The organism is Paenibacillus sp. FSL R7-0048, assembly GCF_038004505.1.
Classification (GTDB): Bacteria; Bacillota; Bacilli; order Paenibacillales; family Paenibacillaceae; genus Paenibacillus_AQ; species Paenibacillus_AQ odorifer.
The window spans coordinates 218,462-232,458 of sequence record NZ_JBBORF010000001.1 but is presented as its reverse complement, the minus strand read 5'-3'; the positions used below and the strand labels follow the sequence as shown (position 1 = coordinate 232,458).

Sequence of the window (13,997 nt, the reverse complement as noted above, 5' to 3'; positions counted from 1 at the left end):
TCAAATCATTTAATCCTTAGTGCCTGGCTACAACGTGTGCAATAACGTGTACCCGGCGGAGACATTGACCCGCAGCCTTCACAATAAAGCTCCTGCATCATAGGCTTCACTTGTTCGTCATGTCGGATCGCCTCATTCATTGTTGGATTTAACATATTCAAGGCATGGAACTCCTCTCTTCTTCCCCTACGAATGAGTAAGAACAATAAAAAGAGACCCATAATCCCGACTACGGCCATAACACCGGCCTTCATCAGCCCCGATTCAAAGTGATAATTCCATAATGCATGCATCACAACTACTACTAAAAACATTTCAATTGCGCGTCGCCATCTTGTCCATGGCTTGACGTCCCCCAAGCTCGAATTCTTATGCATGCTACTTGCATACCATATCCCCACAGTGGCAATCGCAGTCCATGTTCCATGACCGAAGGGCGATAATAATGCTCTCATCCATAGGACGGTAAGCATCCCTATTGACGATGCCTCGTCTAGATGAACCCATCCATAAATAATACTTTCCACTGCCGCGAATCCCATGCCTGCTGCCGCACCAAACACCACTGCATCCATTAGAAATTGGATTTTCCGCGTTCGAACGAGCATCACACAAATTAATAATTTCGCAGTTTCTTCTATTAGGGCTACAGACAAAGGTACGTAAAGCTGTGAAAAATCAAAAGAATTTGCTTTTACTTCAAAAAGCCATATCCGCTCTAAATACCAAGCCAGAGGAATAGCCACAACCGCGGTAGACACAAAAACTAAAACAAGTCTCCGCTGACGGAAGCCTATTAACTGCTGACTTCTCACAAAAGCTACGAAGGCTGCGGGACCCACCACTCCTCCAACAATCAAGGTGGCGATCTTCCACCATTGGCTATGAAGGAATAGTGCCAAGAAGGAGACTACAAGAAATCCACCTACCAGCCACAACAGCTGGTCAATCCACTTGTCTTTGGTTTTAGGTAGCGATTCCTTATCCTCGGCAATAGACTCCTCGCCGATGGCAATTGTAACTTTCTCCAGCAGATGGGGTGTTCGTATGTTTAGAACCTTAATGAGTTGTTGACGAACCGGAGCGTAATAGTCGAGTATAGTTAAGAACTCTAACTTGCCCATGATAAGTAATTCACTATCTTCTACCGCGATCAACGCGTGTGAGGCAGCCGTGTCTGTTAGTAACTCTGTCTCTCCATAAAAATCTCCTTCTCGAAGAACAGTCTTACGCCGCTTTTGGCCACGAAGCTCGATACTCCCGCTGTTAATCATGAAAAAATGATCAATTACCGCACCTTCCACGATAATCTCTTCACCCTTCGTGACTTTCTTGATCGTTGTAATCTCTGCAAGACCCCGAAGCTCAGCATCAGGTATGACCGACCAGATTGTAGCTTTACGAAGCATACTATGGATCATTCGGATCCGTATGTTCACAAGCACACTCTCGTAAAATAATGGACTTAGGTTCGCCAAATATTGGAAGGATGGACGGTCTAGACGCAACGCCTTTACTGGCCCGATTGCCGTAACACTAGCTGATCTTTGTTCGTTCCGAATAAGACCCATCTCTCCCACTAACTCTCCCGGTCCAAGTTCAGCTAAGAGCAGTGTTTTCCCAACTAAGTTAACTGAGGTTACTTGCACCTTCCCTTGCCATAAAATGAAACAGTCCTTAGAGGTGGACGCTTCCATAAGAAGTCGTTGTCCATCCTCTAAAGACACAAGTGTTATAGCGTTAATTACATTTTGTAGCTCATCATCAGGAATACCTCGTAAAAACGGATGATCTCGTAGAAAATCAACTGCAGCTTTGGATATCATAGTTTTAACTCATCACCGCATATTCCCTATAATACTACTTCTGGAGTCTTGCATTTTTTTAATAAAATTCGTCATTACATCGAAGGCTTCGTTACGTTTATTCGTTAAACTTTGCAGGCGCAGCATGTCCATTTGCTGGCTATTACTTGCACTATCAATCTGTGACTTGATTTGCCCCAACAGCTTCTCAAGTTCCCCTTTGGTTTGCGGTATAGCCATGCCCATAGCAGTAAACATAGCACCCTTGTCATCTACCAGCTCCACAGCAGAGCCGGCCTCAGCACCAGAAGGAAGCTTCCCTAGCTCTTCATTAATAACTCCCAACAATTGATTCAGTTTTGCGATTGTTTCATTCTGGGCTTGTACAGCTGTGATTTGATCTTTTAACTGGCTCTCTAACATATTAGTACGATTCTCCTGCACAGCCATCATTGCGGTTTCAAGATCCATGCCCTGAATGTTAACCTGTGTCATCCCCTCCAAATTAACGCTACCTACCGAGTTTTGCGTGGCATTTCCATTCAGGGCATCCTTAACAGAGTTATAAACCGAATTGTTATATAACAAGGCCCCTCCTACAATGATCCCCAGTAAAAAAGTACCTGACATAGATAAAACCAATTTTTTTACACTCATTTCATTTCCCCTTTTCATTTATGGATGATCATTGTGTCATCACGATTAATAAAGCAAAATGTACGCGTTCTTTGTTAATATTGTTATATCATTTAGGGTGATTTATGGTCTGTAACCCCAATTACAAATTCAAACATTTGAACTCACTCAGATTACGTCAAGTATATTTCTAAGTCTATCTATGTTACACACAAGTATTTTCCTCTGATCAATACGTATCAACTGCTCATCCTGTAATCCAAGCAATGATTTTGTCACGGTCTCACGCGCCGCTCCTGTCATATCCGCCAGGTGTTGATGCGTTAATTTCAAATCGATTAGAACACCTTCATTAGAGGGCACTCCGTGCTGTTCTGTTAGACGCAACAACACGCGAGCAATACGCGTACGTACGTCGATAACGGTTAAGTCTGTTATTAATTTATTGGCATCCCGCAGACGATCTAATGCTGTTTCCAAAATGCCGATTAGTATTTCCGGATTACTTTTTAGTAAAGGAATGAAATCACGTTTTTTCAAAATACATAAGGTAGACTTCTCAATGGTCCTTGCAGAAGCAGAGCGCGCTCTTTCGTTTTGCAACAAAGCCATCTCTCCAAAGAAATCACCTTCTCTAAAAATAGAAAGAATTACATCCCTAGAGTGGTTATCTTGATAGATTTGAACAACTCCAGAGAGAACCAGATAAAGCTCCTCTCCCTCTTCACCCTCAAAAAAAATGGACTCTCCTTTTATATAAGTACGCTCGTTACATACCTTAGCAATTTCAGCTAAATATTCATCATCAAGATGTTCAAAGAACGGAAAATCCCGTAACAGCTGTGGGTTCATCTTCTAGAGGTTCCTCCAGTATAAGTAATAAATTTTTTAGGATTGAATCGCGAAACCTATCCTATATTGTAATGCTTTTAATTTAAGATAAATAGTGACAGCAGTCATTAAATTATGATGTGACATTTTTACATTTTATGGGTTTGCGGTTGAGTATATTTCACAAATTTTCCAAATTCATCATCGTAAAATGGAAGGTTTTGGTTGTTTAGGACAAGAATAAAGTTAAGATTCTAAATTTCGAGAAGTGAGTTGATGAACATGAGTGATAAGATGGTGACTGTTTTTAGAAGACAGTTTGATCCAACCGTAGAAATGTTGAAGAATCTTATCGAAATATGTCCTGATCATTTTTGGAAGGATGCCAAGCATAAATACTGGAGGCATATATTCCATGCTACAACCAGCATGAAATTTTGGTTTAAGCAGCAGAAGGATGAAGAATTCACGATACCTGACTTCGGTAAAGATATAACAGAAGACTTAGATAAGGAGTGTTCTGACTACCCTACTAAGGAGGAAATGACGGAGTACGTAGAGGAGATATTGAGTGTGGCTCGTAATTTTTTTGCTGAACTTACTGACGGCAGATTATTGGAACCATGTGTACTATACGAAGAAATAACTAAAACTGATGTTATCCTCATGCAGATAAGGCATGTTCAACATCATATAGGTTATTGCAACAGCATATTGAATTCGAATCACCTAGAAACAGCAAAGTGGCTATGATAAAATGAGTGACCGAAATCAGCTTCTTTACCACGAGGAGTGTTATTTAATATGGTTTATGAATTTGATAGTGAGATAAAGCTGCTGGAAGGTAAAATGAAATGGAAAGTAGTCTATTTCCCCTATTCAGTAAGGGAGATATTCAATACTAATGGTAAAGTACCTATTCAAATCTCTGTTGACGGGTACGAATTTGACCATACTTTATTGCCGTCAAAGAATGGGCATTATTTTGTTTATAACGAATTTATTAGAAGAGCAGTACAAAAAGAGCTCGGTGATACATTACATATAATACTTAAGAAATGCGAGGAAAATCGTAAACTGATTGTGCCTGATTACATTACTACAAACCTTGAAGAGTACCACATGCTGAATACATTTCTAAACCAGCCTGATTACATTAAACGAGAGCAGATTAATTATATTGAGCTTGCTAAAAAGGAAGATACAAAAAATAGACGAATACTAGCTCTAATTGATAAACTTAAGGATTAATAAAGGGACGACAATAAAGTTGAGGTAAAATAAAGACATCAGAGTTAAGCAACGAATAAAATGAGCACCAAACTTTAAAAAATCACAAAAAAAGCGATGAGAAACAATCCTCATCGCTTTCACATTACTAAAACCAGACTTGTTACAGCAAACCTCTGCCATAGTAATAGATGATCGTTTAAGAGTCAGCAACCCTCTGCCCCCTTACGTGGTGCTGGCACGTCGATTAGCAAGCGCCATAGCAGCGGCGTAGCCGGAGCTCCAAGCCCATTGCAGGTTATAGCCGCCGCAATCTCCATCCACATCCATCACTTCACCTGCCAAATACAGTCCAGGGACTAACTTAGATTCTAACGTTCCTTCGATTAGCTCCGTCGTATCGATGCCACCGGCTGTTGTTTGTGCATTCGTGAAGCTATTGGTATCGGTCACTTTAAATTCCCAATGCTTCAAGATTCGATAAAATATTTTCTTGGTTTTCCATGATAAATCCATACAAAGCAAGTGCGGCTGTTGATCAATTCCAGCCTCCTTCAGCAGAACTGGAATCAGTTTCTTGCTGACGATGCCCACAAAAGAATCGGCAACCGTCCGGTGTCCGAAGATCCCCCAGTGGATCTCCAGAAAATCAATTAACTCTTCCTCCGTGCGCTCCGGCATTAAATCAACCGACAATGTCACCGATTCTCCTATTCCGAGATTATACGCAGCCTTTCTGCTGAGCTGAAGTATGGGTGGGCCCGAGATACCATAGTCCGTAAAAAGAATCTCACCAGACTCAGTGCGGATGACTTCATTGTTTACGATAACATGGGCCTCTCCCTCAAATTTGATGCCCGATAGTTCCTTCAAATACGGATAATCCAGCTTCAATTGTACAATGCCTGGCACCGGGTTGATCAGGGTGTGCCCCAGGCGTTGGACAAGCGTATAACCGGAGCCGTCCGTTCCCGTTTTGGGAGCGGTAAGGCCGCCTGCACATAGAAAAAGATAGTCGCTGGTATACACAACCTGTTCCTCTGTCTCCGTCTGGCAGGTTATCGCGAACCGCGGATGTCCCGCCGAAACGGTAACATCCAACACTTTATGTTTATAATATACGGGAACATTCCGATCCTCCAGCGCCAGCTTAAATACACCCGGCACCGAAGCCGCCTGCAGCGACATCGGATACATCCGACCATTCTCCAAGCTTACAAAAGGAAGCCCGAGTGAGGAGAAAAATTCGATCGTTTGGCGGACACCGAATTGCCGCAATACATGTATTGGGAATCCTTCCTGATTACTGTGATACTTGCGTGATAAAGCGGCCGCTTCATCCGTACCGGTGGCGGTGGATTGGTTCGTAATGTTGCAACGCCCGTTACCCGTCGTTATTATTTTCTTCCCAAGCCGGTCATTGCTTTCAATAATTGCTGTATCAATACCTTGATCCCTCGCTGTAACTGCAGCCATTAGACCTGCAGCACCCCCACCGATAATGAACAGCTCGTGGTGCTTAGAAGTCTGATCCTTATACATGTTAATTGATGCATCCCTTTTCCTAATAAATTTATTGAATTGACTTAGCTAGCGCCATGGCGGCCACATATCCGGAACTCCAGGCCCATTGCAGGTTATAGCCGCCGAAATCTCCGTCGACATCCATCACTTCGCCAGCCAAATACAGCCCAGGCACCAGCTTGGATTCCAGCGTTCCTTCGATGAGTTCCGACGTATCAATGCCGCCGGCTGTCACTTGCGCATTCGTAAAGCCATTGGTATCCGTCACTTTAAATTCCCAACGCTTCAAGATTCGATAAAATTTCCCCTTGGTTTTCATCGATAGATCCTGGCAAAGCAGCTGTGGTTGCTGATCTAAGCCGGTCTCCTTGAGTAGGACCGTAACAAGCTTCTTGTTAAAGATGCCAACGAGAGAATCCGCAACCGTCCGGTGTCCAAAGGTCTCCCAGAGCCTTTCTAAAAACTCAACTAACTCTTCCTCCGTGCGGCCCGGCATCAGATCAACCGACAATGTTACCTGTTCTCCTCTTGCAAGATGATACGCAGCCTTTCTGCTTAGCTGAAGAATGGGCGGGCCGGTAATACCATAATCCGTGAAGGCAATTTCACCCTGTTCACTGCAGATGACTTTACCGTTCACAATGATATGGGCTTGTCCCTGAGATTTGATAGTGGACAGTGCCCTCATATTCGGATATTGCAGCTTCAATTGCACAATGGCCGGCAAAGGCTCAATCAGGGTGTGCCCCAGACGTTCGGCAAGTGTATACCCAGGAGGTTCTTTTCCCGCATTCGGACCGGCAAGGCCACCCGCAGATAGAAGTAGATAGTCGCTAGTATAAACAACCTCCTCCTCTGTCTCCGTTTGGCATTTTATCTTGAAGCGCGGATGATTCTTCGAAACAGTAACATCCAACACTTTGTTATTGAGGTATACCGGAACATTCCGATCCTCCAGCGCAAGCTGGAAAATATCCAGCACCGCTGCTGCCTGCAGCGACATTGGATACATCAAGCCCTCCTTCAATCTTGTAAGTGGAAGCCCGAGAAAGGAGAAAAAATCTATAGTCTGACGGATGCCAAATTGCTGCAATACCGCAAGTGGAAATCCGGCCTGATTACTGTGATACTTGTGCGATAAAGCAATTGCTTCATCCGTACCCGTCGCAGTGGATTCATTCGTAATGTTACAGCGGCCATCACCTGTCATTAATATCTTCTTTCCAATCCGGTCGTTACCCTCCAGAATGGCAGTATCGATACCCATATCCCGCGCAGTAACAGCGGCCATTAATCCAGCAGCACCTGCGCCGATAATAAACAGCTTGTGGTGCATAGAAGTCTGATTCTCATACATGGTTGGTCAATGCATCCTTTATCCAATTTTTCTAAAACACAGAGTCACTTTATTAAATTATAGCATAAGTATACTGGTTTTCATTTATATCTCCCTATTAACTCTTCCTATCCTAGGTTTGCCTTTTTTATCCCTATATAGAACCTTAAATTTTTCTTCACACCTTCTTCACTGCAATCTTTAATTCCACATACGAAAGATACTGGATCTAGCAAGATACTCATTTTTTTGAACCGCCACGCATAGTCCAGATCATATTCTGAAAATATGAAAAAAGACACCTTTCATGGTGTCTTCAATAGTACTCCATATGGAGCCGAGCCATGGCTGTACAAATCCACAATTCGCCGCCGTGTGATGATTCGGATGTTCGGCGAGGTAGCATAGTTTAAGATCATTCCTTGGTCAGCGTATCGATGCGCGTGTGGCATTGCCCAGCGGATCAAATACGCCATTCTTCTTCCCATTGATAATACTAGCTTCTGCTTCATCTTTAATTAGATTCACTGCATAAGAGCTTGCGGTAGACATATCCGTAACTTTGCCTTTGGAAGCATCTTTATTACACTGATTTAGCCATTCAAGGAAAACAAACTCTCCTATAAAGAAAGGCGATCCTTGAGTAGCATAAAAAAGAGTTGCAACGACAACAAGACCTAGACGAAGCGTTCGAAGCGGTTAATTACAAACTTCGCAAGTACGATCAAATCTAGAAGGGGCAAATAACGGCTGAGCAGGAGTTTGTAATGGGTGATCACGAGGTAATGCATGACGAGTTCCTCTAAATATACACAAAAAAGAACCTTCAACCACTTAGCTTGTGGTTGAAGGTTCTTGCTGTTACGAACTCAGTTTGGCCGCTTCGAGCAAGCGTTGTAAAATGACGGTAGCTTCGGCACGTGTAATGACATTGTTCGGCGTAAGCTGTCCTTGATTGCCTATGATAATTCCGTATTTAACGTTAAGTGCAGCTGCCGCTCTTGCAGACAAGTCGAGCAAATGATGGTCTTTGAATGTGCTAAGCTGTTGAGCGGCTTCGCTATCGGAAATCGCTGTATCCATCCCAGCAAGCTTCATGGCTTTCCCCAGCAACACCATTGCTTCTTCTCGGCTTAGCTTCTCGTTGGGAGTGTACTGGCTATTGTTACTTGCCGTAACTAACCCGTAGCCTTCCGCAATGGAGACCGTTTCGTAATACCATTGCCCGCTGTTGACGTCAGTAAAGCTAGTAGGCTGATCAACCGTGTGTAATCCGAGAGCCCGGACCAACATCGCCGTGAACTCAGCTCGGGTAATTTGCTTGTTCGGTTGAAAGCTCGATTCAGTGACACCTTGGACGATCAGCTTGGACGCTACTTGTTCGATATCATACTTCGCCCAATGATTCTGAATATCCGCAAAGGTTTTGTCATTCTCTATAACGGCATAGACGCTATTTGTCAGGCTATAAATGACAGCAAAGGTCTTGCCGTTCTCCCTCATCATTCGGGTAGGTACCGGCACGATGTTTCCATCCTTCGTCATCGTAATCCCCGTTATATTTTTATTGTGATCATCTGCTGAATTGGGAATGACAATCGTCCGCTCGACATAGCTAAGAAACTTGTTGAGCTCAATCGTCTTACCGCCATGTGCTGCTGTGATGTTGAAATCAATCGGCGGCGACAAGAGTCTTGCCTTCCCTATACTATTAGCAAGTTGCACGATATCGCTTTCTGGTACATTGGTAATCTCGACTTGAATCACCATGTTTCGCAGTGCATCCTCCGAACCGAAACGCTTCGTGACAAGACTCCAATCGATCCGGTTGGCAGCTAGAAGATAGGAACCAAGCTCCGTTTGAATTAGAATAACTGCGTTTCGGTCATTCAGTGTTGTGATAAGCTGACCGTTTAAGAGCAGAAGAACACGATCTGAATCATTATGGACCGGTATGTTAATGACTGGCTTATCGGGTAAGGAATCGAGGTAACGCGATAATTTCTTCTCGTCGATGGTTACCGTTGTCACTTTCTTTCCGTTCATAACAGCAGTTGTTTCTTTGGCTAAATCCTTCTGTTTAACTCCATTGATCTCGATCTCTAGCCCTAAGCTTGGAATTGGGCTTGTACTTGAGCTTGTACTTGGGTCTGAGCTTGAACCTGAACCGGATTCAGGAGTCGAGATGTTCAGCGTAAACGTGGCAATCGTCTGATTTCCTGCTTCATCGATGACGACTAGCGTGTAGTTGCCAGAAGATATAACTCTCGTTCCGGTTGTGAAGGGCTGACCGTTTAATGTAGCGGTACCTTCATTAAATCCAATCGTCAACGGACTGGTGTAGTTGCTTATTCCTACAGTTAGACCGGTTATAATCGGGTTTGTTCGATCAATTGTGAAAGAAATCATTGTGACGTTACCCGCCTCATCCGTCACCACGAGCGTATAGTCACCTTCGGCAAAAACCGTTGCGCCACTTGCGAATGGATCTCCGTTCAAGGTCGCCGTACCTTCATTGAACGTAATCGATTGATTCGTGTTATAGATAGAGCCGTCGGTCACACCGCTAATGATCGGGACCGTTTTATCGATCGTGAATGCAATGGTTGTAACGTTGCCCATCGCGTCCGTTACGATGAGTGTGTAGTCGCCCTCGGCACTGACTTCAGATCCGCTAGCAAAGGGATCGCCGTTCAATGTTGCGATTCCCGTGTTAAACGTGATCATTCTGTCGGTATTATAACTCGATCCGTAAACAACCCCAGTAACGGTTGGGCCGGTTTTGTGGATCGTAAAGCTGACTGTCGTAACGTTGCCCACCGCATCGGTCACAATGAGTGTATAGTCGCCTTCGGCGGAAACGGTCTCGCCACTTGCGAATGGATCTCCGTTCAACGTTGCCGTACCTTCGTTAAAAGTGATCGTTCTGTCGGTGTTGTAGCTCACCCCGTAAACAACGCCGGTGACGGTTGGAGCGGTTCTGTCAATGGTGAAGTTGGCCGTCGTAACGTTACCCGCCTCATCCGTCACCACAAGCGTATAGTCACCTTCGGCGAAAATGGTTGCGCCACTTGCAAATGGATCTCCGTTCAAGGTCGCCGTACCTTCATTGAACGTAATCGATTGATTCGTGTTATAGATAGAGCCGTCGGTCACACCGCTAATGATCGGGACCGTTTTATCGATCGTGAATGCAATGGTTGTAACGTTGCCCATCGCGTCCGTTACGATGAGTGTGTAGTCGCCCTCGGCACTGACTTCAGATCCGCTAGCAAAGGGATCTCCGTTCAATGTTGCGATTCCCGTGTTAAACGTGATCATTCTGTCGGTATTATAACTCGATCCGTAAACAACCCCAGTAACGGTTGGGCCGGTTTTGTGGATCGTAAAGCTGACTGTCGTAACGTTGCCCACCGCATCGGTCACAATGAGTGTATAGTTGCCTTCAGCGGAAACGGTCTCGCCACTTGCGAATGGATCTCCGTTCAACGTTGCCGTACCTTCGTTAAAAGTGATCGTTCTGTCGGTGTTGTAGCTCACCCCGTAAACAACGCCGGTGACGGTTGGAGCGGTTCTGTCAATGATGAAGTTGGCCGTCGTAACGTTACCCGCCTCATCCGTCACCACAAGCGTATAGTCACCTTCGGCGAAAATGGTTGCGCCACTTGCAAATGGATCTCCGTTCAAGGTCGCCGTACCTTCATTGAACGTAATCGATTGATTCGTGTTATAGATAGAGCCGTCGGTCACACCGCTAATGATCGGGACTGTTTTATCGATCGTGAATGCAATGGTTGTGACGTTGCCCATCGCGTCCGTTACGATGAGTGTGTAGTCGCCCTCGGCACTGACTTCAGATCCGCTAGCAAAGGAATCGCCGTTCAACGTTGCGATTCCCGTGTTAAACGTGATCATTCTGTCGGTATTATAACTCGATCCGTAAACAACCCCAGTAACGGTTGGGCCGGTTTTGTGGATCGTAAAGCTGACTGTCGTAACGTTGCCCACCGCATCGGTCACAATGAGTGTATAGTCGCCTTCAGCGGAAACGGTCTCGCCACTTGCGAATGGATCTCCGTTCAACGTTGCCGTACCTTCGTTAAAAGTGATCGTTCTGTCGGTGTTGTAGCTCACCCCGTAAACAACGCCGGTGACGGTTGGAGCGGTTCTGTCAATGATGAATTTCACCATCGTGACGTTGCCTGCTGCATCGGTTACAACCAGCGTATACACACCATCCTGATCAATCTTTGTACCGCTTGTATAAGCAGTTCCATTCAATTGCGCTGTCCCTTCATTAAAACTAGGAACTACCGATATATAAATTCCGCCCTCCATTACTCCCGTAACAATTGGCGCCACATTTTCGATCTCAAAGTTAACCGTTGTTACATTACCTACTGTATCGGTTACAACCAGCGTATACACACCATCCTGATCAATCCTTGTACCGCTCATATAAGCAGTTCCATTCAGCTGCGCTGTTCCTTCATTAAAACTGGGAGTTACCGACTTATAAACCCCGCCCTCGCTTACCCCTTTAATTTTAGGTGCTGTTGTGTCTATCTCAAAGTTAATCGTTGTTACATTGCCTGCTGTATCCGTTACAATCAGGGTATACACACCATCTTGTGAAACCTGTGCACCACTAACAAAAGCAGCTCCGTTTAAAGTCGCGGTTCCTTTGTTAAAGGTAATCGTTTTGATTGTGTTGTATATTACACCATTCGCTATTCCCGTTACGGTAGGTGCTATCGTATCAACCTTGAAAACCACCGTCGCACTATTGCCTGCTTGATCGGTGACGATCAGTGTATACGTTCCATCCTGGGTGATGTCTGTACCACTGGTATAGGGACTCCCATTAAGCAATCCGCTGCCTTCATAAAATAGAGGATTAACTTTGCTATTATATACTATGTTATTCACTACATTTGTAATAACAGGAGCTATTGTATCTACTGTAATTGTACTACTAATAGTTGAGTTGCTCGAATTACCAACTCTATCTTTATATTGTACATATACGTTTTTGACTCCCTGTCCAGCCGGAAGGACCCATGACCTCCCGTTCAGATCAGCGATACTGAACCAGCTGGTCTGCCAAGTCCCATTAACATTGGAGAGACGCACCTGCTCAACTCCTGAGCCGCTTCCATCCGTATAGGTTCCTTTTAAAGTGACCATCTCTGATTTCGTCCATGCAGCACCATCATTAATAATCAGTGCACCTGTTGGTGCTGTCTGATCCAATAGAATGATCTGAGAAGAACTGGCAGATATCGCATTGTTGGAATCTCTCACCTGCATATAGATGTTCTTCGCCCCATCCCCTCCACTTAGACTGAATGTTGCTGTATTGCTGAAAGGCAACCAAGATGCCGCCGATAAATTAGCAACGCTATTCGCAAATCTCATATGGGTAACACTATCACCTGCATCAGGATCTGAACCTGTTACGGATAGATTGACTGTGCTGGCGCTTGTCGCTGTTCCCTCCGCAATTTTAAAAGAGCCCGTAGGCGGGGTATTCGTCGGTCCGGTCTCATAAGTAACGACTAGCTTCGGGCGAAATGCAGCATTCGAAGCTTCTAAGGAATACAATAAAAATCTCCCGCTGTCTGCATCTGCTTCATTGCCGTTAAGTGTAAAAGTTACTGTGCGATCAGAACCACCCGTAAAGGCATCGACAGCACTCTTAACATTGAAAGTAATCGATTGATCCTGAAGATAAGTGCCCATCGGCACTTCCGCAGTGCTTTTCGCCGTAAATTTATCTGAAAAAGGGCTATTCACATCTACGAAGGGGAAGGTACCATTAAAATTATGGTCCAAACTATTCGCAGCAGAGCCCCTTGCCTCCATGTACAGCGTGTGATTCGGGACTCTTAATACAGTAGCAACCGTCACAACCAGCTCTGCTGATACAATGGTCCCTTCTGGAGCACCTAAATTGAAAGATGCGGCCATTCTATTGCGCACATTGACGAAGCCGTCATTATTGCTCAAGCCGACATATAGATAACCATCTCCGTCATTATCATAGATTCCGTTATATTCCGCTTGACCATTTAATTGCATCGTATCAGCAGTTGCTGTATAGGTCTTTGTAACTGTGCCTCCTGCTGCTTCAGCACTCGGTACCAACCCGGGTGTGATTGTCGTGAATAGAATAGCAATCGTCATGAATAGAGTTAGAATTCTTTCTCTCAATGTTTCTCCCCATTTCATATAAATATCAATATAATACTTTATGTAATATAATTACATTATAAATAAATAATACAAAATAAAAATTTATAGACAATAGCCTTACGAAGCCTATCTTGTCTATGTAATCTATCCATTATATAATTCCAGCATTTGAGAGAATAGTTACTGCTGTCATCACTATTGTCACATGACAAATTTGTAAATTTAACCAGTTATTATTCATCCTATTTAGGTATACTTTAGAGAACGAAAAAACTGGCCTCATGTGTGTTCAATCAGTTGAGAACAGTTACGTATCCCTTCTCGTTCAGCTACCTCCTTATAGCTCGATGAACCCTCTTAATACGCTCTGACCGCCTTTAATTTGAATTCCTCTGTATACTTCTGAAATGTTTGACCTTTTTTAGCCATAAAAAATATCC

Annotated in this window: 9 protein-coding genes; 2 read left to right on the top strand and 7 right to left on the bottom strand. The window is 44.2% G+C overall.

Going from position 1 to position 13,997, the window contains the following annotated elements; all coding sequences use genetic code 11:
• Positions 1 to 5: 5 nt before the first annotated feature.
• The 3 genes from NSQ91_RS01080 to NSQ91_RS01070 form a co-directional block, all read right to left on the bottom strand.
• Positions 6 to 1,826 (bottom strand): cyclic nucleotide-binding domain-containing protein, encoded by a 1,821-nt coding sequence (locus tag NSQ91_RS01080; protein WP_081386375.1) that lies wholly within the window; start codon positions 1,824 to 1,826, stop codon positions 6 to 8.
• A 12-nt stretch (positions 1,827 to 1,838) separates the two neighbouring features.
• Positions 1,839 to 2,462, bottom strand: coding sequence for a hypothetical protein (locus NSQ91_RS01075; RefSeq protein ID WP_076219839.1), 624 nt, complete (start codon positions 2,460 to 2,462; stop codon positions 1,839 to 1,841).
• 147 nt (positions 2,463 to 2,609) lie between these two features.
• A complete protein-coding gene (locus NSQ91_RS01070) occupies positions 2,610 to 3,293 on the bottom strand; it encodes a Crp/Fnr family transcriptional regulator (protein ID WP_340916157.1) in 684 nt (227 codons plus the stop codon).
• A 261-nt stretch (positions 3,294 to 3,554) separates the two neighbouring features.
• Here NSQ91_RS01070 and NSQ91_RS01065 point away from each other — a divergent pair, with 261 nt between their 5' ends.
• Positions 3,555 to 4,025, top strand: a complete 471-nt coding sequence (locus tag NSQ91_RS01065) for a DinB family protein (RefSeq protein ID WP_179088232.1) — start codon at positions 3,555 to 3,557, stop codon at positions 4,023 to 4,025.
• A 51-nt stretch (positions 4,026 to 4,076) separates the two neighbouring features.
• A complete protein-coding gene (locus NSQ91_RS01060; protein WP_076192634.1) occupies positions 4,077 to 4,523 on the top strand; it encodes a YdeI/OmpD-associated family protein in 447 nt (148 codons plus the stop codon).
• Between the two features lie 204 nt (positions 4,524 to 4,727).
• On the opposite strand, the gene NSQ91_RS01055 is transcribed toward NSQ91_RS01060, so the two are convergent.
• From NSQ91_RS01055 to NSQ91_RS01040, 4 genes are all read right to left on the bottom strand, one after another.
• Entirely contained in the window at positions 4,728 to 6,044 is a 1,317-nt protein-coding gene (locus NSQ91_RS01055; protein WP_076126895.1) for a BaiN/RdsA family NAD(P)/FAD-dependent oxidoreductase, read from the bottom strand.
• A 31-nt stretch (positions 6,045 to 6,075) separates the two neighbouring features.
• The gene (locus NSQ91_RS01050) at positions 6,076 to 7,383 is read right to left on the bottom strand and encodes an aminoacetone oxidase family FAD-binding enzyme (RefSeq protein ID WP_081386376.1); all 1,308 of its coding nucleotides are present in this window, start codon (positions 7,381 to 7,383) and stop codon (positions 6,076 to 6,078) included.
• 284 nt (positions 7,384 to 7,667) lie between these two features.
• Entirely contained in the window at positions 7,668 to 7,850 is a 183-nt protein-coding gene (locus NSQ91_RS01045) for a hypothetical protein (protein WP_139329976.1), read from the bottom strand.
• A gap of 373 nt (positions 7,851 to 8,223) precedes the next feature.
• Positions 8,224 to 13,575: an S-layer homology domain-containing protein gene (locus NSQ91_RS01040; RefSeq protein WP_340916151.1), complete on the bottom strand. Its 5,352-nt coding sequence runs from the start codon at positions 13,573 to 13,575 to the stop codon at positions 8,224 to 8,226.
• Between the last annotated feature and the right edge of the window lie 422 nt (positions 13,576 to 13,997).

Bases quoted from the DNA above. Each gene is read 5' to 3' on its own strand.
- NSQ91_RS01080 (WP_081386375.1), bottom strand. From the start codon at position 1,826: ATGATATCCAAAGCTGCAGTTGATTTTCTACGAGATCATCCGTTTTTA.
- NSQ91_RS01075 (WP_076219839.1), bottom strand. From the start codon at position 2,462: ATGAGTGTAAAAAAATTGGTTTTATCTATGTCAGGTACTTTTTTACTG.
- NSQ91_RS01070 (WP_340916157.1), bottom strand. From the start codon at position 3,293: ATGAACCCACAGCTGTTACGGGATTTTCCGTTCTTTGAACATCTTGAT.
- NSQ91_RS01065 (WP_179088232.1), top strand. From the start codon at position 3,555: ATGAGTGATAAGATGGTGACTGTTTTTAGAAGACAGTTTGATCCAACC.
- NSQ91_RS01060 (WP_076192634.1), top strand. From the start codon at position 4,077: ATGGTTTATGAATTTGATAGTGAGATAAAGCTGCTGGAAGGTAAAATG.
- NSQ91_RS01055 (WP_076126895.1), bottom strand. From the start codon at position 6,044: ATGTATAAGGATCAGACTTCTAAGCACCACGAGCTGTTCATTATCGGT.
- NSQ91_RS01050 (WP_081386376.1), bottom strand. From the start codon at position 7,383: ATGTATGAGAATCAGACTTCTATGCACCACAAGCTGTTTATTATCGGC.
- NSQ91_RS01045 (WP_139329976.1), bottom strand. From the start codon at position 7,850: ATGGGAAGAAGAATGGCGTATTTGATCCGCTGGGCAATGCCACACGCG.